19 protein-coding genes are annotated in these 21,651 nt (G+C 41.8%); 5 read left to right on the top strand and 14 right to left on the bottom strand.

Annotation, left to right across the window (positions count from 1 at the left end):
• Position 1 precedes the first annotated feature (1 nt).
• From holB to apbC, 6 genes are all read right to left on the bottom strand, one after another.
• Positions 2-919: a DNA polymerase III subunit delta' gene (holB, locus tag L2740_RS00870; protein WP_248948065.1), complete on the bottom strand. Its 918-nt coding sequence runs from the start codon at positions 917-919 to the stop codon at positions 2-4.
• A 1-nt stretch (position 920) separates the two neighbouring features.
• Positions 921-1,559: a dTMP kinase gene (gene tmk, locus L2740_RS00865; RefSeq protein WP_248948064.1), complete on the bottom strand. Its 639-nt coding sequence runs from the start codon at positions 1,557-1,559 to the stop codon at positions 921-923.
• Positions 1,556-2,563 (bottom strand): endolytic transglycosylase MltG, encoded by a 1,008-nt coding sequence (gene mltG, locus L2740_RS00860; RefSeq protein ID WP_248948063.1) that lies wholly within the window; start codon positions 2,561-2,563, stop codon positions 1,556-1,558. The genes tmk and mltG overlap by 4 nt, the downstream gene beginning before the upstream one ends.
• Positions 2,560-3,495 (bottom strand): aminodeoxychorismate lyase, encoded by a 936-nt coding sequence (pabC, locus tag L2740_RS00855; RefSeq protein ID WP_248948060.1) that lies wholly within the window; start codon positions 3,493-3,495, stop codon positions 2,560-2,562. Before pabC ends, mltG begins: the two co-directional genes overlap by 4 nt.
• A gap of 128 nt (positions 3,496-3,623) precedes the next feature.
• A complete protein-coding gene (udk, locus tag L2740_RS00850; RefSeq protein ID WP_248948059.1) occupies positions 3,624-4,262 on the bottom strand; it encodes a uridine kinase in 639 nt (212 codons plus the stop codon).
• Positions 4,263-4,274: 12 nt separating this feature from the next.
• A complete protein-coding gene (gene apbC / locus L2740_RS00845) occupies positions 4,275-5,390 on the bottom strand; it encodes an iron-sulfur cluster carrier protein ApbC (RefSeq protein WP_248948057.1) in 1,116 nt (371 codons plus the stop codon).
• 160 nt (positions 5,391-5,550) lie between these two features.
• Between apbC and metG the strand changes: the two genes are divergently transcribed.
• A complete protein-coding gene (metG, locus tag L2740_RS00840) occupies positions 5,551-7,590 on the top strand; it encodes a methionine--tRNA ligase (RefSeq protein ID WP_248948056.1) in 2,040 nt (679 codons plus the stop codon).
• Between the two features lie 89 nt (positions 7,591-7,679).
• On the opposite strand, the gene L2740_RS00835 is transcribed toward metG, so the two are convergent.
• Complete coding sequence (locus L2740_RS00835) at positions 7,680-8,432, bottom strand: Nif3-like dinuclear metal center hexameric protein (protein ID WP_248948055.1); 753 nt, start codon at positions 8,430-8,432, stop codon at positions 7,680-7,682.
• A 248-nt stretch (positions 8,433-8,680) separates the two neighbouring features.
• Here L2740_RS00835 and L2740_RS00830 point away from each other — a divergent pair, with 248 nt between their 5' ends.
• Positions 8,681-9,022, top strand: a complete 342-nt coding sequence (locus L2740_RS00830) for a hypothetical protein (protein WP_248948054.1) — start codon at positions 8,681-8,683, stop codon at positions 9,020-9,022.
• A 128-nt stretch (positions 9,023-9,150) separates the two neighbouring features.
• Here L2740_RS00830 and L2740_RS00825 read toward each other — a convergent pair whose 3' ends face one another.
• Positions 9,151-11,022, bottom strand: a complete 1,872-nt coding sequence (locus tag L2740_RS00825; RefSeq protein WP_248948053.1) for a choice-of-anchor I family protein — start codon at positions 11,020-11,022, stop codon at positions 9,151-9,153.
• 469 nt (positions 11,023-11,491) lie between these two features.
• Between L2740_RS00825 and L2740_RS00820 the strand changes: the two genes are divergently transcribed.
• From L2740_RS00820 to ilvN, 3 genes are all read left to right on the top strand, one after another.
• The gene (locus tag L2740_RS00820) at positions 11,492-12,724 is read left to right on the top strand and encodes a multidrug effflux MFS transporter (protein ID WP_248948051.1); all 1,233 of its coding nucleotides are present in this window, start codon (positions 11,492-11,494) and stop codon (positions 12,722-12,724) included.
• A 534-nt stretch (positions 12,725-13,258) separates the two neighbouring features.
• Positions 13,259-14,980: an acetolactate synthase 3 large subunit gene (locus L2740_RS00815; protein WP_248948050.1), complete on the top strand. Its 1,722-nt coding sequence runs from the start codon at positions 13,259-13,261 to the stop codon at positions 14,978-14,980.
• Positions 14,980-15,474, top strand: a complete 495-nt coding sequence (gene ilvN / locus L2740_RS00810; RefSeq protein ID WP_028766899.1) for an acetolactate synthase small subunit — start codon at positions 14,980-14,982, stop codon at positions 15,472-15,474. The genes L2740_RS00815 and ilvN overlap by 1 nt, the downstream gene beginning before the upstream one ends.
• 101 nt (positions 15,475-15,575) lie before the next feature.
• Here the strand turns inward: ilvN and L2740_RS00805 are convergent, their stop codons facing one another.
• The 6 genes from L2740_RS00805 to L2740_RS00780 form a co-directional block, all read right to left on the bottom strand.
• Entirely contained in the window at positions 15,576-16,016 is a 441-nt protein-coding gene (locus L2740_RS00805; RefSeq protein ID WP_248470836.1) for an Hsp20 family protein, read from the bottom strand.
• A 313-nt stretch (positions 16,017-16,329) separates the two neighbouring features.
• A complete protein-coding gene (gene ushA / locus L2740_RS00800) occupies positions 16,330-18,084 on the bottom strand; it encodes a bifunctional UDP-sugar hydrolase/5'-nucleotidase UshA (RefSeq protein ID WP_248948049.1) in 1,755 nt (584 codons plus the stop codon).
• Positions 18,085-18,452: 368 nt separating this feature from the next.
• Positions 18,453-19,133 (bottom strand): alpha/beta hydrolase, encoded by a 681-nt coding sequence (locus L2740_RS00795; protein WP_248948048.1) that lies wholly within the window; start codon positions 19,131-19,133, stop codon positions 18,453-18,455.
• Positions 19,134-19,228: 95 nt separating this feature from the next.
• Positions 19,229-19,447: a DUF3389 family protein gene (locus L2740_RS00790; protein ID WP_248470839.1), complete on the bottom strand. Its 219-nt coding sequence runs from the start codon at positions 19,445-19,447 to the stop codon at positions 19,229-19,231.
• Between the two features lie 74 nt (positions 19,448-19,521).
• Positions 19,522-20,004, bottom strand: a complete 483-nt coding sequence (locus tag L2740_RS00785; RefSeq protein ID WP_248948047.1) for an FKBP-type peptidyl-prolyl cis-trans isomerase — start codon at positions 20,002-20,004, stop codon at positions 19,522-19,524.
• Between the two features lie 231 nt (positions 20,005-20,235).
• Positions 20,236-21,423: a lytic murein transglycosylase gene (locus tag L2740_RS00780; RefSeq protein WP_248948046.1), complete on the bottom strand. Its 1,188-nt coding sequence runs from the start codon at positions 21,421-21,423 to the stop codon at positions 20,236-20,238.
• Between the last annotated feature and the right edge of the window lie 228 nt (positions 21,424-21,651).

The following is a 21,651-nucleotide window of genomic DNA, read 5'->3' as shown; positions in this document are numbered from 1 at the left end:
TTTATTGACTCATTAACTGATTATACTCGAGCGTTAATCCTTCGAATAACGCTAATGAATTGACATTAGGCATTACCGACAAGCGAGTTTCTAATTGCATCACTTTTGCAGCAAGAGTTGCTAAATTAACCCTTTTTAATGGGTCAAGATCTTGCTTTTTAACTAAAACTCTATGCAATACCAGATATAAAACTTTAAGAGCATCAGAAACTTGCTTCTCACTTACGTTGGTTAAGCTATCACACAGATGCCCAGACGACAAACTTTGTAACCAACCTTGCCTGTATTCCACTAAGCTTTGATCACGTCCAGTTGCCACGGCATCTACAATCGCTAATGGGCCACCAACAACCGGTAAGCACCAAGACAAATCCTCTGAAGTTACCAACTCTTGTTGTAGCCACTGTTTAACCTCCGCTCTAGCTGGAAAGTTAAATGCTAAACGTTGGCAACGGCTACTTATCGTCGCCAACAATCGACTTGGGGAGTTCGCCTGTAAAAACAGAATAATATCTTTACCTGGTTCTTCCAAGGTTTTAAGCAATGCGTTGGCAGAAGCTTGGTTTAAACGCTCAGCGTCGAAGATCACTGCGACGCGGCGACCACCTTGCTGTGGCGTGGTTGACAATTTCTGACAAAGAGCACGAATTTGATCAACTTTAATCTGTGCACCATCAGCTTCAATACGATAAAAATCAGGATGATTATTGGCTTCAAGTAACTGGCATGGTTTACAAAAACCACAACTTCCAGTGTTGCCTACTTGTTTACATAAAGCAGCCTTAGCTAACTCCAATGTAAGTTGTTCACCACCATATCCGAGGTCCATACCTAGCAGATATGCATGCCCAACCCGATTATTTTTTAGCTGTGAACTAAAGTCAGCGATAGGAGTCTGCAGCCACGGAAGCATTGTCATCTTACCAACTCAATTCTTGTAGTAAGGCAATAATATCTTTATGCACCTCAGCCATACTTTGGCTAGCATCAACAATTTTAATTGAGTCATCGGCGTCAGCAAATTCTAAAAACGTTGCACGAGTACGATTAAAAAATTCAATCTCTTGATTTTCAATGCGATCTAACTCGCCACGGCGAGCTGCGCGCTCAAGGCCCAGTTTTGGCTCAATATCTAAATAGAGTGTTAAGTCAGGTTTAAAGCCTTTTAGCGTTGCGTCACTAATTGCTGATACTAAAGGCATAAGTCCACGACCACCGCCTTGATACGCTAAAGACGATAGATTGTGTCTATCGCCTAACACCCAATCGCCTTTTGCTAACGATGGCTTAATCACATTGGCTACGAGTTGCGCTCTTGCCGCGTAAAATAGCAAGCACTCAGCTTCGTCACATAAAGGATCATCTTCATTAGCCACTTTGACTAGATCTCGCATTTGCTCGGCAAGTGGCGTACCGCCGGGCTCACGGGTACAAACTGGAGCTTTGCCAGTGTGTTTTTCAATAAAGTCTCTTACCAGAGCAATTGCGCTTGATTTACCCGCACCTTCAAGCCCTTCGATAACAATAAATTTTGCGCTATTTTGTGTATTCGTATTCATCGATTTCTCTGATATTTATTCACTGCTCGATTGTGCTCGTTCAGTGTTTTTGAAAAAACATGGCTACCATCATTTCGCGACACGAAATAAAAATAATCAACATCTGCAGGATGCGCTGCTGCTTGAATGGCGGCTAAACTCGGAGCAGCGATTGGCGTTGGTGGTAAACCATTAATTCTATATGTATTAAATGCCGTCGTTTCACGAAGGTCTTTACGGGTGATATTGCCATTATATCTATCGCCCATGCCGTAGATAACTGTTGGGTCGGTTTGTAAACGCATACCTTTACGTAAACGGTTGACAAATACCGCGGCGATCCACGGACGCTCGCTCGCTTTGCCCGTCTCTTTTTCAATAATTGAGGCTAAAATAAGTAGCTCATAAGCTGATTTAAGGGGTAAGCCTTCTTGCCTACCCTGCCAAGCTTTATCTAACTCAAGCTGCATTTTTAAATAGCTTTTATTCAGTAATGCCTTCTCACTGCTTCCTGCAATATAATGATAGGTATCAGGGAAAAACTTACCCTCAGGCAGTCCTGAATCATCACCATTTTCACGTAAAATCTGTGCAAAAACATCTTCGCCGATCGTCAATCTAGGTTGTTGTTCAAGTACCTGTTGCCACTCTTTTACTGTTTGACCTTCTAACAGAGTTACGCCGAAGGATTTTTCTTTGCCGCTTATGATTTTAGCCAGCAAAGTATTTACGGTGTCGTCAGGATTTACATCGTAAAGGCCTGAGCGAATGTTTGCTAATTCAGGCTTTATGCGTACCAACCACTTAAGCTTCCAGCCCTCTTCAATCAGTTGCTCAGACTCTAGAACGCTAATAAACTGGTTAAAGTTAGTACCACGCTTTACGTCTAGTTCTTTAGATTCTGTTAGGTTAACTGGCGTCTCGCCATAAGCCAGCAGAGTTTGATAACCCCAGTAACCGCCAATTGCCGCAACAGTTAACAGCGTAAATAATACTGCGAATAATCCTATTATTGCTTTTTTCATAATGTCAGACTGAGCTGTTCTCTTACTTTAGATGTCAAAGAAGTGCGGCTAAATTGCTTATCATCAATTACCACCACATCAATAAGCCCAAATAGGCTATTGGTTATAAAAGCATACTGAGCCTTGGCTAGCATACTGTAATGAAAATCGCAGATTTCGACTTTATAGCCCATTTCTAGCAACTGGTAGATCACCTGCTCGCGCATCATACCAGCTACGCCAGCGAAGCATATCCTTGGGGTCATAATGATTTGTTCAACCACAAAAAAGATATTCGCCATTGATGACTCGATAATATTGTCATCTGAGTCTAATACCAACCAATCTTGAGCATTCTCTGGCAAAGCGGTCGATTTAATTAATACTTGCTCTAAACGATTACAATGCTTGATACCTGCAAGCTTTGACTGCCTGCCGAGTTTAATGTCTGATAAAGCTAAACAGATCCCCTCTTGCTGCCAAGCTGCATATTGAGCAGGCAGTGCATGTACTGACACGATTTCATTTATAATCGGCAGACCCGCATTGTTGCTTGCTGTCGCGCCTTTGCCATTATCTTTGGCTAAATCCTTACCGGCTTGAGTAGCAGATTCAGAAACAGCTATTTCCTCACCAATAAAAGCCAAATTCTGACGCACCAAGTCGATACCATAGCCTCGACCACCAGCACCACGAGTCAGCAATAATTTAATACAAGAATGAGGGTTAGCTTGAGCTAAACAGGTTAACTGCTGCTTGAGCGTCGCAGATGGATACCAATTAAAACCGAGTCGAAAAGTGCCTTGAACAAGACGCTCTAAATGCGCTGTCAAAAACAGGATCTGGCCTTGGCTTACTCGCATTGTTGCAAATAAGCCATCGCCATAAGCTAAGCCCCTATCTAAAGGGTTTACATTGGTATCGGGTTGTCCATTTACCCAAACTTCAGACATTAGCAATCCTGATTACTTTGACTAGCAGCTTGTTGCTGTACTTTCTCACTTGTGCCCAAACCTTAGTAAATCTATTTAGGCCAGTTAACCGCATATCCGCTAAGTTCTCTTAATATGAGTAAGTTATCTTATTTTGCAAGTAAATGCTGAATACGCGCTTTTAAGATATCCGTTGCGATACGGTTTTTGCCACCGCGAGGCACGATAATATCAGCGTATTGCTTTGACGGTTCAATGAACTGCAAGAACATTGGGCGAACAGTTTCTGTGTACTGTTGCATAACAGAATCCATTGTTCTGCCACGCTCAGCCACATCGCGTGCAAGACGGCGCATAAAACAGATATCCAGCGGAGTATCCATAAATACAGAAGCATCCATCTCTTTACGAAGAGCAGGATCTGTCAGTAGCAGAATCCCTTCTAAAATAATCACTTTTTTAGGAGTCAGTGTTACTTTTTCGTCGGTACGCGTATGCTCTGTATAGCTATATACAGGTACATCTACCGCGTTTCCTGCTTTTAACTCACGTAAGTGGCTGCACAATAACTCGTGGTCCAGTGCCTTAGGATGGTCATAATTAGTTAGTACACGTTGGTCCATAGATAAATGGCCTTGGTCGCGGTAGTATGCATCTTCTGCAATCACGCCAATTTGATCTGTACCTAAATCGCGGCAAAGCTCTTCATAAATCGTTTTAGCGATTAAACTTTTACCCGACGCTGACGCGCCAGCGATACCAATTACAACACAATCTTTAGAATTCATTTAAAATAGACCTTATTCGTCATCAGACATGCTAATTGATACTTTAGGCTGTGCTTGACATAACGCAAGCTGTGCCCCGACCTTTCTAGCGATTTCACGATAAATACCAGCAACTTGACTTGATTCGTCAGCCACTACAGTTGGCGTACCTTTATCTACATCTTCACGGATATTAAGCTGTAGCGGTAATTGACCGAGTAGTGGCACCTTGTAGCGAGTTGCCATTTTCTGGCCACCTTCTGCACCGAATGGGTGATCTTTATGACCACATTCTGGACATAGGTGGAAACTCATGTTTTCAACAATCCCCAATACTGGGATGTTTACTTTTTGGAACATGCTCACGCCTTTTTTAGCGTCAGCCAACGCAATATCTTGCGGTGTTGTAACGATTACGGCACCACTTACTGGCACTTTTTGCGACAAAGTAAGCTGGATATCACCAGTTCCTGGTGGCATATCAATCACTAAGTAATCTAACTCAGGCCACTCAGTTTCAGTAAGTAGCTGTACTAGCGCACCAGCCGCCATTGGGCCACGCCATACTGCAGCTTGGTCACCATCTAACATAAAGCCGATAGATTGCGCTGCAATGCCATGTGCCGGAGCAAAGGTCATGATTTTACCATCTGGCGATACAGGCTTGAAATCTTCAACACCTAACATCATCGGAATGGATGGACCATAGATATCAGCATCTAGAATACCAACGCTGGCACCTTCTGCCGCCAATGCTAAGGCAAGGTTAACTGCAGTTGTTGATTTACCCACGCCGCCTTTACCTGAAGCAACAGCAATAATTTGCTTAATATTAGGTAGTGGCTCAACAGCGCTAATCGCTGAAACCGTTTCTGGTTGGAAATCGATTTCACATTCTACTTCATCGATAGCATCCAATGTTGCTAACGCTTTAGTCACTGCCATTACAATGTCACGATACTGCGTCTGACATGGGTATGAATAGCATAAACCAAGTTGTAGTCGCTTACCTTCAATTGCAAGTTTTGTAACCATGCCCGCACTGAGCAAACTTTTGTTCAAATACGTGTCTTGAAAGGTATCGAGAATCGCTAAAACTTGACTGAGTAAAGCATCATCGAGATGATAATTTGGATGTGTTGAAGACAAAATGCTGACCCCCTAAATAAGATTTGCGCAATTGTACCAGATATTCTGGCAAACATTAGTCTAGATTTAATCCACTTGTGCGAGCTTTTGATGAAACTATGCATAGGATCGGTTAGTATCTATGCCATTCCAATTTGGTTCCCAGCGATTTTGAGAAAAGATGGCAAATTCACAACGTAAAATCTTAGTCACAAGTGCCCTTCCATATGCTAATGGTCCTATCCACTTAGGCCATATGTTAGAGTATATTCAAACCGATATCTGGTCACGTTTTCAAAAGCTTCGTGGACATGAATGTCATTATATCTGTGCAGACGATGCTCACGGCACGCCAATCATGCTTAAAGCACAGCAGTTGGGGATTACTCCTGAAGAGATGATCGCTCAAGTTCAAAAAGAACATGAGAAAGATTTTGCTGACTTCAATATCCAGTTTGATAATTTCCATAGCACTCACAGTGACGAAAACCGCCAGCTGGCTAGCGATATTTACATCAAGCTACGCGACAACGGTTACATCAAAACCAAAACGATTTCTCAACTTTTCGATCCTGAAAAGTCGATGTTCTTACCAGATCGTTTTGTAAAGGGCACTTGCCCACGCTGTAAGTCTGAAGACCAATACGGTGACAACTGTGATAACTGTGGTGCGACATACAGCACCACCGATCTTATCAACCCTAAGTCAGCAGTTTCAGGCGCAACGCCAGTAATGAAAGATACTGAGCACTTCTTCTTTGACCTGCCAGCATTTGAAGGCATGTTGAAAGAGTGGATCAACTCAGGTTCATTACAACAAGAGATGGCTAACAAGCTAGGTGAATGGTTTGAGCAAGGTTTGCAACAGTGGGATATTTCTCGTGATGCACCTTACTTTGGTTTTGAGATTCCAGATGCGCCAGGTAAATTCTTCTACGTATGGTTAGACGCACCTATTGGCTATATGGGCTCATTTAAGAACCTGTGTGATAAGCGTGACGATCTAAACTTCGACGATTTCTGGGCCAAAGATTCAACCGCTGAAGTGTATCACTTCATCGGTAAAGATATCGTTTACTTCCACAGTCTATTCTGGCCTGCAATGCTTGATGGTGCAGGGCTACGTAAACCAACTAGCGTATACGCACACGGTTATGTAACGGTTAATGGCGCTAAGATGTCAAAGTCTAAAGGCACCTTCATTAAGGCACGTACTTACCTTGATAACTTAGATCCTGAGTACCTACGTTACTACTACGCCGCTAAATTAAGCAGCAGAATTGATGATCTTGATTTAAATCTTGAAGATTTCGCTCAACGCGTTAACTCTGATTTAGTTGGTAAGCTAGTTAACTTGGCATCACGCACCGCAGGCTTTATTAGCAAGCGCTTTGATGGCAAGCTAGCAAAAATTAACGATACAAGTCTAACAACAAGCTTCTTAGCGAAACAAGAAAGCATTGCCAACTTCTACGAGACTCGTGAATACGGTAAAGCTATGCGTGAAATCATGACGCTAGCAGATATTGCTAACGCTTATGTTGCAGATTCTGCACCATGGCAGTTGATCAAAGAAGATGATAAGCAAGAACAAGCACATCAAGTTTGTAGTAATGCACTTAACTTGTTCCGCATTTTGGTCACTTACCTTAAGCCTGTGCTACCTAAGCTTGCGCAAGATGTTGAAGCCTTCTTACAAATGGAGCTAACGTGGGACAACCTAGACATCGATCTAGCTGGCCACGAAATTGCTAAATTTAAGGCTTTAATGCAGCGTGTTGAGATGAAGAGCATCGAAGCGATTATCGAAGCCTCAACTGAAAATTTACAAGTAACAGCTGAGCCTGAAGTTAAAACAGAGGTTAAGAGCCCGCTTGAGCAAGACCCTATTAGCGATGAGATCAGCTTTGATGATTTCGCTAAAATCGATCTACGTATCGCACGCATTGCCAAAGCTGAACACGTTAAAGAAGCCAACAAGCTTTTACGTCTTGAGTTAGATTTGGGCGGCGAAACCAAGCAAGTATTTGCTGGTATTAAGTCAGCTTATGCGCCTGAAGATCTAGAAGGTAAGCTAACTGTTATGGTTGCTAACCTTGCACCGCGTCAAATGCGCTTTGGTGTATCAGAAGGTATGGTACTCGCTGCTGGTCCTGGCGGAAAAGATCTTTGGATCATGGAGCCACATGAAGGCGCTCAGCCTGGTATGAAAGTTAAATAAGCTTTTATACTTAATACGTTAACCAAAAAAGCCGCTAAATTAGCGGCTTTTTTATTGGGTAAAGTTATTTGGTCTTACCAATCAAATAGTTAAACTGGATTCACGATATCAACAAAGTGATGCGCTAAACCAAATTTATCAGCCAAATGCTCACCTAATGCTTGAATACCATATAGCTCAGTTGCGTGGTGGCCTGCTGCGTAGTATTGGATCCCCTGCTCTACCGCTAAATGATAAGTTCGCTCTGACACCTCACCGCTAATAAAGGCGTCAATCCCCCTACTTGCCGCAATATCAATATAATCTTGCGCTCCACCTGTGCACCAAGCAACGGTCGACACCATGGCACTGTCGTCACCTAAATGCTGACAACAACGATTTAGCTTTTGCGAAATATGTTCATTAAACGCTTTTGCCGTTAATGGCTGAGCCAATTTACCTTGCCAAATAAGCCCTTGAGCCACACCTTCAATCACTTCAGGCTCAACAATTTCAAGTACTTTAGCAAGCTGTGCATTGTTACCAACTACAGGGTGCGCATCTAGCGGTAAATGGTAACCCATCAAGTTAATGTCATTAACTAGTAACGCTTTAATGCGCTTTTGCTTCATTCCGACAATGATTTCTGGCTCACTTTTCCAGAAAAAACCATGGTGAACTAAAATCGCATCTGCGTTAAGTTCAATCGCCGCGTCTATTAATGCCTGACAAGCTGTAACGCCAGTCACGATTGTGTTTATCTCAGCCTTACCCTCAACTTGCAATCCGTTTGGCGCATAGTCTTTAAAACTTGAGGTTTGTAAATAATCTGCCAAATATTGGCTCAGTTCAGTGCGCGTCATAAATCCGCCAAAGATAGCAAAAAACTCATTTTAACCTATTGTTAGTATAAATAAACAGTTAAGCCGTAAAGCTATCTAAGTTTACTCAGTTGAATAAATTGAACATTTTTAATGCTACTTTTAACAAAAAATGCTTAAAACATCATAGAAATACAGCCAAATACGGCTAAAATTGGACTTTACGGTACTTTAAACGATAAAATCAGTACAAACCTTCAAGTACACACAAAAATAAACAGGTTATTATTATGTCTAAACTGACCAAAGAAGAAGTTATCAGCACACTTGAGGCTGCGCTTACTGCGCGTGATGGCCAAGCTGTTAAAATTGAACAGAAAGGTAGCTGGTACAAAATCGATGGCGGTAAATCTTTACGCTTTAGTGATTTAGAAGCGATGTTAGCCGACGTTGGTGGTGCTAGTGCGCCAGTTGAAGCTAAAGCTGAGAAAAAAGCAGCAGCTAAACCTGCAGCGAAGAAAACTCCTGCTAAAACAGCAGACAAGCCAGCAGCTAAAAACGGCGGTAAAACCCCTAAAGAGCTATGGCGTGAAAAACTAGCAGGTAAAGGTCAATTACCTCGCGGTTTCTAAGCTTTATTAATGATGCTTTGTTAGATAGCCTAGGCTATACAAAAGCTCATAAATGTAATTAATAAAAAACTCCGTTACTAACATAACGGAGTTTTTTATTGTTTTATTTTACTGAGCACTGATTGGTATTAAAGGCCTAATGCATAGACACTTGTAGTACCGCTCACTTCGTTACCGATAATCAAAATTGGCTCGCCTGTAGGGCTGTTTTGCGCCGTAACAAACTTCATCCCCTCGGGTCCTAAATCGCCGGCTAAGCTTGCATCACCAGTGACTTCGCCAGTATCTGTGTTGATTTCAAAATCAGCGCTAAAATCACGATTTACAATGTAATCGACAAAACTCACATTAAAAGGATTGCTGATATCGTAAATCATAAAACCACCGTTACGCTCAAGGCCGATAAACGCATAAGTCACATCACCGATTCTACCAATAGCTAACGCTTCAGGCTCACCCGCTTTATCATCACTACGGCTATCACCTTTATTCTCATCGTTACTATTATTAAAATCATTACCTAAAATAGCGGCAGTAATGCGTGAAAAGTCAGAAGCTGAGTCAAACACTTGATTGCCCTGCGCATCCCATATAGAAAATGAACGCGCACCGTAGCTAACTATCTGATCAAAATCACCGTCATTGTCAGTATCGCCTAGACTTGTTGTCACCTTTAACCTGCCGAGCTGAGTTTTATCTTGTGCGGCAGCAAGTTGAGGGTGCATTAGATCTAAGGTTAAATCGTCAGCACGTGCCTCTTCAGAAAAACCGTCATAATCTCTGGCATCACCTTCATTAGCTGTAACGATAAAATTAGCGCCCTGCCATTGATAGCTTTGTATGGTATCAGGCTGATACATACCATAAACATCTTGATATGCAACAAAGTTTACCCGGTCGTCTTTATCACTCGCATCAATTTTATTGTTCTCTAAACCGTAATTTTTAAGCCCTAACGGCAATAGCGCTTCAATATTCTTATCAACTAAGTTTATCACTGCAATAGCATTGTTTTCCTGCAGCGACACAAACGCTTTAGTGTTGTCTTCACTGACAGCTATGTACTCAGGTTCGAGATCTTGTGCTACGGTGGCGCCGGGCCCATTAAGCTTTATCATTGCACTGACTTCATCTTGACGTGAACCGCCAAGATTAAAGTCCTTAAAATTAAGCGACATTGCCTCTGTCTCTGGGATCCCATTAGCAATTTCAATAAGCGAAATGCTTCCCTCCGGGTCAGCATCATACGCAGAATTTGGCTCACCTTCATTTGCTACCAATAGCAAAGTACCGTCACGGTTAAACACCACATTATCAGGCAGTGCACCCACTTCTACTTGCTGCTCAAGCATGGCTTCACCGCTATCATCTAATCGATAAAACGCAATGTATCCCGCCCCTTGTTTACTATTTCCAGCTGTATCACCTCGTTCAACTGCCACAGCAAGTAGGTCCTCATAGATACTTAAACTATTTACGCCGCCTAATCTTTCAAGAGCGAGATCACCACTCACATCTAGCTCACTAAGTTTACTCACATTATTTAATGCTAATGCGCCAGCACCTGATACGCCATCATCCACATTCAAACTTGAGCCATCTAATACATCAACTTTTCCGCTTTGAGCATTTACGACAAATATACGCTTTGACTGGCTATGAAAATCGACAATTTCAGCAGCACTTAGCCCATAAATGTCACTTTGAAAACGACCAATTAGTTCAGCGGTTAGCTTGTTACTAGTTTGATTACAAAGGTACTGGGTTTGCGCACTATCAACTTCATTGTCGTCCAGATTACCGTTACCATTAATATCCAGCCCTGTTGTGACCATTTTACCGCCCAATGGACACTGTTCGCTGCCAATAGCCAGTGCTGAAATGGCGACAAGTGAATTACTCCCGTCTTGACCTGCTGCACCATTTTCACCATCGTCAGAGCACGCTGTTAACCAGCAAGCGCTCACCAGCAAAGGCACTAGTTTGAATTGCTTTTTCATCGTTATTCCTTTATTCAATACGGGATCAATATCTTTGGCTAAATAGCTACACCTGACAGAGCAGCCATTTGAGCGCCAACCAACCTATTGCGAATTAACGACATTAAGATGACAGCAACAAGACATTTAGGTGACAAGTAGATCGTGATAAAAACGCAAAACCAGCTTTAAGCTTTTGCTTACAAATTGGCTAAGATTTGCAGAGAAATAAAGCGGTTTTTTGATTGAAAATTTTGCCTAAAACGCTACTATGAATGCATCTGACACGCTTATTTACACAACATTTTGCGTGCTCCTTTCATTGACTAAAATCATTTAGCCTACAATGTAAGCACCAGCAGATCTAACACTGATAAGCGCCCTATTTAGATTTCTCTGCAAGCTCCATTGCTATAAGTCCAAATGCTTCGCTGATATACATTGAATAACACCAGAACAGCTCCAGTTTAAGAATTATATTGAGGTACCGTTGAACAACTCACCTGTGAACCAAAGCAATCAAAAATATCCTTTTGGCGCTAGCTTAGCTTTACTGATCCCTATGCTATCAGCCATTATTGCGATTACCCCACTGGCAATCGATATGTACTTGCCGGCAATGGCAACACTAGCGACAAGCTTTAATACCGATATCACTTTAGTGCAACAATCGTTAAGCTTGTACTTAGGCGGCTACGCATTAGGTATGCTCTGCTTTGGTCCGCTTGCCGATAGGTTCGGCCGTAAAAAACTGGTATTGATTGGCCTCATAGGTTTTATGATTTCGAGCCTGGGACTTGCGTTTGTAACCAGTATTGAAAGCTTTTTAGCTTTACGTTTTATTCAGGCGTTTATCGGCGCTGCGGCAACTGTTGTTGTGCCTGGTTACATAAAAGAGCTTTATGGTAAAAACACCGCAAAAGGCATGTCTTATGTCAGTTTAATCATGATGTTAGCGCCTTTAATTGCGCCAAGTATTGGTAGTTTGATCTTAGAGTTGGGTGACTGGCACTTAATCTTTTTTATTTTGGCTTTCTATGCTTTTGTTTTATTACTTTTAGTCAGCCTTAAACTTAAGATGCCAAGTGATAAAGACAACAGCAACCGCAGCACTCAGTCATTTTTTGGCGCTTATGCCACTGTATTTACCAAGAAAGGCGTCAAACTAAACATTGCTAGCGGCGTGTTAACCTCGTTTGCTTTCTTTTGTTATCTAACCGCTTCACCTTTTGTGTACATGGAAGTGTTCCAATTAGATAAATCGCTTTTTGCCATATTATTTAGTACCAATGTTGGTGCATTAATGGCGGCAAACGTGGTCAATAGCCGCATTGTTGGCCGTTATGGTTCAAAGCGTATGCTCAAAGTAGCTACATTTTTTGCCGCGATTTCAGGCATTGCATTATTAGCGGTTAATCTGCTTGAGCTTAACTACGTGTTTACAGTGATGATGTTATTACCGTTAATGGCTTGCTTAGGGGTTATGTCAGTCAATGCTGATGCAATCGTATTAATGAAGTTTCAAAAAGAAACCGGCACTGCAACCGCGGTAATAGGCACATTACGCTTTGGATTTGGTGCCTTAGCTGGTCCGTTATTAGCACTATTTTATACTGGCACAGCAGTGCCCTTTTCAGCCTTAATGTTATCAGCCGTTATTCTTGTTGGTTTATGCCAATTTTTGAGCCGCCATGAGCCTGCAGTAACAAACAATGACGTATAACCAATAAAACCTGAATATTGCCATTAGGCGTGGCAATCTTTGTTACTGTGTTTTAACTGTGTTTGTCCTAATATCACTATTTAATACTGGGTTTTGCGTTAACGCTAACTTGAGTTAACTCCCCATAACACTAGAGATCTGCCGCTACATACATCCTCTTAAAATCACCCTAACGTTCATACAATCTGAACATTAGGGTTAGCGTTCTTGTCTACGCTTCTCAAAGCTAAATCATACTCCATTATTGGTTCTGCTTTATTGCTGTATTTATAGACTATTTTCTATCCGATAATGAAAATTCTTCATTCAGAACAGTTTTTGGCCTAAATCGCTTGAAATAACTTTTGGGTTTTATATGATGAAAATACATTCAGTTTGAGTGTTTGCCGAACAATATTTTGTAAAAGATATCTTTTCCTAAGATTATTCTGGCATTTCGTGAGCAAAGATTACCGTCTGAGCTTAATTATTAGAGCGATTACCGTCGCTGTATCAAGATACTGCATACGTCGCGGTAACTTATGAGGAAATACTATGGAGAAGCTATCAGGCGCCAGTATGGTCGTCCGTTCTCTTATTGATGAAGGTGTAAAACATATTTTTGGTTATCCAGGTGGTTCCGTACTGGATATCTATGATGCTCTACATGAAAAATCCAATATTGAACACATTCTAGTTCGTCACGAACAAGCTGCAGTGCACATGGCTGATGGGTATGCCCGCGCAACCGGCGAAGTCGGTGTTGTATTGGTAACTTCAGGCCCTGGTGCCACCAATACCATCACAGGTATTGCAACGGCATACATGGACTCAATCCCATTAGTTGTTATCTCAGGCCAAGTGCCAAGTAATCTTATCGGCAACGATGCCTTTCAAGAGTGCGATATGATTGGTATTTCTCGCCCAGTTGTTAAACACAGCTTCTTGGTGACGGATCCTAAAGATATTCCGGCAATCCTTAAAAAAGCATTTTATATTGCCGCAAGCGGTCGTCCAGGTCCTGTAGTAATCGATATTCCGAAAGATTGCATGAACCCTGCTCTTTTGCATGATTATCAATATCCTGAAGATATCAGCATGCGCTCATATAACCCGACAACTTCTGGGCATAAAGGTCAGATCCGCCGTGGTTTACAAGCGCTATTAAACGCTAAGAAGCCGGTGCTTTACGTTGGTGGTGGCGCAGTAATTTCTGGTTGCGACGCGCAAATTTTAGCGTTATCAGAAAAGTTACAAATTCCAGTCGTTAGCACGCTGATGGGATTAGGTGCATTTCCCGGTACTCATAAAAACAGTGTTGGCATGCTAGGTATGCATGGTTGTTATGAAGCCAATATGGCCATGCATAACAGCGATTTAATTTTCGGTATTGGTGTGAGATTTGATGATCGCACCACCAACAATGTCGAAAAATATTGCCCTAATGCAAAAATCCTTCATATCGATATTGACCCTTCATCTATCTCTAAAACAATCAGGGTTGATATCCCAATCGTTGGTTCAGCTGAAAAAATTCTCGACGATATGCTCGCGCAAATCGAAGCCAATGATTTTGCGATTACCGATCCAGCCGCAAACGATCAATGGTGGAGCGATATCGCAACTTGGCGAGCAGTAGATAGTCTTAAGTACTCAACCAATGATAAGAAAATCAAACCACAACAGGTTATTGAAGCGGTTCATAAACTGACCAATGGCGATGCTTACGTAGCATCAGATGTAGGTCAGCACCAAATGTTTGCTGCGCTTTATTACCCGTTTAATAAACCACGCCGTTGGATAAACTCAGGCGGCCTTGGCACCATGGGCTTTGGTTTACCTGCAGCTTTAGGTGTAAAACTTGCCATGCCTGAAGAGACCGTTATTTGTGTCACCGGTGATGGCTCAATTCAAATGAATATTCAGGAGCTTTCAACCGCACTGCAATATGATATTCCAGTGATTATTATCAACCTTAACAATCACTTCTTAGGCATGGTTAAACAATGGCAAGATATGATTTATGCAGGTCGCCACTCACAATCTTACATGGACTCAGTGCCCGATTTTGCCAAAATATCTGAAGCATATGGCCATATTGGCATGACTATCAGCAATCCAGCAGAGCTAGAAGAAGGGCTTAAAAAGGCCCTAAGCATGAAAGATAGGCTGGTGTTTATGGATATTCATGTTGATGAAACAGAGCATGTTCACCCAATGCAGATCCGCGGCGGTGCAATGAATGAAATGTGGCTGAGCAAAACGGAGAAAAGCTAATGCGTCGTATCATATCGGTATTACTTGAGAACCAACCCGGCGCACTTTCACGAGTTGTAGGGCTATTTTCTCAGCGTGGTTATAACATTGAAACACTAACGGTTGCGCCAACTGAAGATAAAACATTGTCTCGCTTAACGATTACGGTTAATGCTGACGAATATGTGTTAGAGCAAATAGAGAAACAATTACATAAACTTATTGATGTCCTCAAAGTGTCTAACATTACCGAGTCTGCGCACGTTGAGCGCGAATTAGCACTGATAAAAGTTAAAGCACAAGGTGAAAACCGTGAAGAAGTGAAACGCTTAGCTGATATCTTTCGCGGTCAAATTGTTGATGTCACCCAAAAGCTTTATACGGTGCAGCTTATTGGTACCAGCGATAAGCTCGATGCTTGTATTGCGGCGCTGGCCGATTTTACTAAAGTGGTTGAGATCTCACGCTCCGGCGTGGTTGGTCTTGCTCGCGGCGAAAAAGCAATGAAAGCTTAATCTTATTAGAGATGAGCGAGATACTAAAAGGGAGCCATAAGGCTCCCTTTTCAATTCTTAGCTATTAATAATTGAATACATTATTAATGGTGCTCTTGCTCTTATTCGCCATCAATTAAGCGCGCACTGCCAATTTCAATTTTTCTTGGTTTCATCGCTTCTGGGATCTCGCGTTTAAGATCAATATTTAATAAGCCGTTTTCTAAATTGGCACCAATTACTGTTACATAGTCAGCTAACTGGAAAGTCCGTTCGAAGCCACGCTCAGCAATACCTTGGTAAAGATATTTGCGTTCTTCTTTCTCTTCCGCTTTTGTGCCCTTCACTAATAGCTTATCGCCTTCGCTGGTAATATCGAGCTCTTCCATTGAAAAGCCAGCAACAGCCATCGTAATACGGTAGCGGTGTTCATTAATTAATTCGATATTGTACGGAGGGTAACCAGAGTTACCTTTATTAGACGCCGCATGCTCTGCAAGTTGTGCTAAACGGTCAAAACCAATTGCGCTGCGGTATAGTGGAGTTAAATCGTAGTTTCTCATGGGTATATCCTTGTATTAAGCAATATATTAAATGTATTTGGCCGACACATGTCGCACCGATAATGAAGCGTCACTTAACGCTCCGCTCTAAACATTGCCCCGTAGGCGCAGTGATTAGATCTCTTGTTAGGCCCTCATTGAGCGACCTTAATGAATATATGTGGATGGCGTAATTGCTTTTCAAGGGATTAAAGAAAATATTATTAGATTTTTACGAAAAGGCCAGTCATAAATGACTGGCCTTATACAACTTTAAAGCAAACTTAACTTGAATACATCACTTCAATCTGCATTAAAGTAAGGTTACTACTTCTTAGTTTGAAGCTGGGCAACCCTTCACTTCTTTACCGTTATTCATGTATACAAGCTTACCAGGTACAGGAGCATAATCTGCAGCCTTAACACTTGGGTTTGCTACAAAGAATTCACGTAATGCCGCAGCATCAGTAATTTGCGTTGATTCGACATCAATCACAGGATAATCATCGCCGCCAGCCGCACTGAAGCTGATCACAGAGAAACTATAAGTGTCAGTCAAATTGAAACCTCTGTTGTTAATATCAGTGATATCAACTTCACCTGCAGCACAATCAACCGTCATAGAGATATTATCTAACTGAGCATATGCACCTGAACCTGCTGTTTTAGTCGCCACAACGTTTAAGTAATCTTTAACTTCAGCACCTGTCATCGTTGCTTTAGTCACAAAGTTACCAAATGGTTGTACTGTTAATACATCACGGTAGGTGATAGTGCCAGCTGCAATTGAATCACGCACACCACCAGAGTTCATTACACCAAAATCAGCATTGACGAGGTTAAATGTTCTGTATGCGTGTCCAAGCAAGTGACCTAAGTTTGTTTGCTCACTACGAACAACGTCACGGTCGCCTTCAAGCTTCGCATCTGTTTCAGAAATTACTTCATCAAGTAACTCTTGACCTTGATCTTGGAATGGCTTTAATACAGCTGTTACAACTGGATCAGCAGCAATCTCCTCTCCAATGGTTACATAAACACTGTTACCATTTTCATCTTTAACAGTGTCGCCATTTTCATCTTTTAATTTTGTTTTTAAGTTAATTGGGATCAACTTATAGCTAGCAAGTTGCAACTGGCCGTTAAAATATTCAAAGTCTGCACGACCAACATACTTACCCCATTCATGAGCTTGCATGATATAAGTGCCGTTTTGCTGATCAGGTTTACATTCATCACCAGGATTAAAATCTGCGTACTCACCACCTTCCATACAAACTGGATTTTGTGAGTGACCACCAATAATGGCATTTAATTGACCAGGTTCTAGAGAGCGAGCTAGCGTAACATCACCAGGGGCTTCACTACCATGTTTACCATCTGCGTAATGACCCATGTGAGTTGTTGCAAAGATAAGATCTACGTTTTCATTAGCTTTAACTTCTGCGATCGCCTTAACAATCTCTTCTTCAGGATCAGCAAAATGAATTTTGGCTACATTATCAGGATTAACAAGTTTAGCAGTGTCTTTAGTCGTTAGACCAATTACCGCAATTTTCACGCCGTTTACGTCGAAGACTTTATAAGGATCGAAGTAACGCTCATCAGTTACTTTACCGTCTGCGTCTTTATGGTAGATATTTGCTGCAAGCATTGGAAAATCAGCTAGTTTGGCTTGCATATCAAGTACAGATAACTCGTTATCAAACTCATGGTTACCAATCGCCATGGCATCATAACCAAGTAAGTTCATACCTACGAAATCTGGAACTGCGTCTTGCATATCTGATTCAGGTACACCAGTGTTAATATCACCACCAGATAGGAGAATTGTCTCACCACCAGCAGATTCAACTTCAGCACGGATTTGTTCGATAAGGGTCATACGAGCTGCCATGCCATACTCACCATTACTGTTCTCCCAAAAACGACCGTGGTTATCGTTAGTATGTAGAACGGTAAACGTCTTACATGCATCTCCCGCTTCTGCGCATGTCTTTGGTGTATTATCGTCATTATCACTACCACAGGCCGTTAATGCGCCCATAACAGCTGTAGCAACGAGTCCTTTCAGTAAAGTCTTTTTCATTACAATCAACCCCTTGATTATTTATTTTTTGTATTTGTAGTTATCTAGCTCAAGCTTAAATGCTTTAAGTCAACCGACATACTAGCAAAGCTTAGGAGTAAATTGTGTCACATTTATTACATCGCGTGATCTAACCGACTCTTTTATAAACAATTTTCACAGATTAATGTTCGCCAGATAAAACAGAGGGGTTGCCGAGAAATAAGAATTAGGTATAAGTATTAATAATTACTGTTTACCGATAATGAAAGACACTAAAATCCAACTAGTTAACAACGCTAAAAATAGAAAAGTGATTGTCGCTTACAGCGAACAGGCGCCATTTCATTCAATGACACCTATTCGATAGAAAAATTAACAAGACTGAATTACTTTACATGCCCAAGTACGGTTTGTAGCCAAACCGAAATATCTCGAAGCTGCTCAGGTAAAACGCTATGGCCCATTGGGTAAGTTTGCCAGCTAGTATTAAAACCAGCATTCAGTAAAAGGTCATGGGCAATAGAGCCAGCATTGAGTGGAACCACCTCATCATCAACACCGTGGTGTTGTAAAATAGACGTAGATTTATTTACTTCGGAAATAGCCTCTGGCAACGAATCGCCACTTGGAAGGTAACAAGACAGCGCCATAATACCAGCAAGCTTTTTTTGCAGTCTCAACGCAGTAAATAAACTCATTACTCCGCCCTGGCTAAATCCTGCTAACACGATATTTTCACTTGGAATTCCATCGTTAATTTGCTCTTCAATTAGTGCAAGTACCTGCTGTTCACTTTGCTTAACACCAAGCATGTCAGCACGATCATGAAGATCCATACTTTTTATATCGTACCAAGCGCGCATCACATAGCCACCATTAATGGTCACGGCTTGTTCCGGTGCATGGGGAAATACAAAACGAATAGCATGTTCGTTGCCAAGGCCTAAAGCCGGCACGACAGGTGCAAAGCCCGCTCCAGAATCCCCTAAGCCATGTAGCCAAATAACACAAGCTTTAGCGGTAACAGTAGGTTCAATAGTAATACGTTCAAGTGTTGTTGCAGACATTCAAATGCTCTTTTTAATTAGTATGTTAATAACTTGCAATAATATCAGCGCTTACGCACTAATCCCACCAATTAAGCCTAGTCTTATATGCCTAATTAGCAGATCCCGAGTTCTTGTTTTACATCTTGTAATTGCTCATTGGAATCTAACTTGATATTCCAGCGCACAGCACCGGCGTCAGCCACTATCATCAATGCATCATCATGAAACTTAATATCGTCTACCATAGCGTATAGTTGGCAGCCATTGTCTAAACGAGCTTGCAACTCAAACGGGCTAAGGATCAATTTACCTGCTGAAAATTGAATTATCATCTTCTGCTATTTCTCTAAAACCGCATTAAAAAAGCCCAACATGAGTTGGGCTTAAACAAATCAGTGGTTACAGCTTAGTGCTGGTGACCGCCTTTACCATGAGCATGACCGTGTGCGATTTCTTCGCTAGTCGCATCACGAACGTCCATGACTTCTAGATCAAATGTCAGCTCACGACCTGCTAGTGGATGGTTAATATCCACAGTCGCCATAAACTTACCCACTTTTAGAATCGTTACTTGGCGTTGACCTTGATCTGTATTGATCAAAGCGCGCATACCAGGTTTCCATGCACTCGCGCCTTGCAAATGCTTAACTGAAACGCGCTGCTCACAATCTTCGTTACGTTCACCATAGGTTTCGCTTGCAGGTAAAGTCACTGAAAACTTAGCGCCAATTTCTTTACCTTCTAGTGCATCTTCAACACCTGGCATCATATTGCTATGGCCATGGAGATATGCAATAGGATCTAAGCCTTCGTTAGTTTCTAAAACTTCGCCCTGTTCGTCACGCAATGTGTAATTAAATTGCACAACAGAATCATTTTTAATGCTCATGGTATTCCTTAACTCTCATATAGTGGCCGCAGCTTACCAAAAGTGACGAAAAGCCTCTAGTTTTTATCAACTCATCTTAACTCACTTTGTTTATCGGTTTTATATGCTTATTAGTATTAGCCATCATCTAAGCGCCTATGAATAAATAACAACATATCCACTGTAGATACAAAAAGGGCGCAATCATCATGATTACGCCCTTGTTAATGGTTGTGCCTTGCAACAGTAAACCTACTTTACATTGAGTGCTTTAAAAGTTGCTTCGTCTGGATAGCCGTCGGCAACTAAACCTTGAGCGCGTTGATAAGCTTGCAACCCTTTTACAGATTTAGAACCTAAAATCCCGTCTGGTTTACCAACATCGTAACCTAGATCATTTAGCTGTATTTGTAGCTCTTTGACGCGCGCACGACTTAAACTTGGCATTTTTGGCGGGGCAACGTTAAGTGCCACTGCGCCATTGATCCTATCTGCAAGATGGCCTACCGCAATTGCGTAGAAAGTTGAGCGGTTCCAACGCATGATCACGTCAAAATTATCGTAACCAAGAAATGCAGGTCCCGTATGGCCTGATGGTAAATAAAGAGCTGCTTGCATATCTGGCGTACTCAATGGTGAACCACTGGTTTGGGTAATGCCTAGCTCAGCCCATCGGGTTAATGGCTGCGCTTGTGCCTTACCTAGATACTCATAAGAAAAATCTTTTGGTAGCGTGACTTCCCTTCCCCAGCGTTCATTACGTTTCCAGCCCAAGTTTTCAAGAAAGTGCGCTGCTGATGTTAATGCATCTTCAGTACTGTTCCATAAATCAGCCTTACCATCGCCATCGCCATCAACAGCATACTTAGCATAAGCTGACGGCATAAACTGAGTATGTCCCATAGCACCAGCCCAAGAACCTACCATATCAGTTTCAGCAAAGTTATAGCGCTCTTTTAATTTAAGCGCTTGCATTAATTCTTGAGTGAAATAAGTGCTACGTCTTGGATCACACGCTAACGTCGCCAACGAATCCAGCACAGGCATTTTACCTTTGTATGAGCCGAAGTTAGTTTCAAGCCCCCAGAATGCCAAAAGGTACTGTGGTGGAACGCCATATTGTTTAGCCAGTTTATCTAACAGTACTTTATGTTCTTTATAAAGCTTGCGGCCTTGTTCTACCCGCCAATCAGTTACACGTTTAGTAAAGTAGTTCTCAAATGATTGACTAAATTCAGGTTGTTTATTATCAAGCTCGATGACCCGTGGGACATATTTTACATTGGCCAATGTAGAGTCGATAGTTTGTTGCGATAACCCTTCGGTTTTCGCTTTTTGCTGAAGCTCAGCAACGCAGCTTGCCCAATTTGGCTGCTCAGCAGCAAATACTGTTGAGCTAGAAAGAATAAGCGCTGTAGCCAGGGGGATTGATTTAAACAATAGAAGACTCCCAAAATGAATGACTGTAACGTATAAAGTGACCGGTTTTAATTAAACCTACCTTAAACTTAATTAACTTTATGGGCACAAAGCGCAGCATAAAAGCTTATGACAGCAGGTAAACTAAAGACCATGTAAAATATCATACAATGATAGCTGCATAATATAGACTAATTTCGCAGAAATATTGCCGCCAAATAACGATTCTGTTGCAATCGAGCAAATTAG

Source organism: Shewanella pneumatophori, assembly GCF_023283895.1.
Classification (GTDB): domain Bacteria; phylum Pseudomonadota; class Gammaproteobacteria; order Enterobacterales; family Shewanellaceae; genus Shewanella; species Shewanella pneumatophori.
This window is presented reverse-complemented; position numbering and strand designations above follow the sequence as displayed.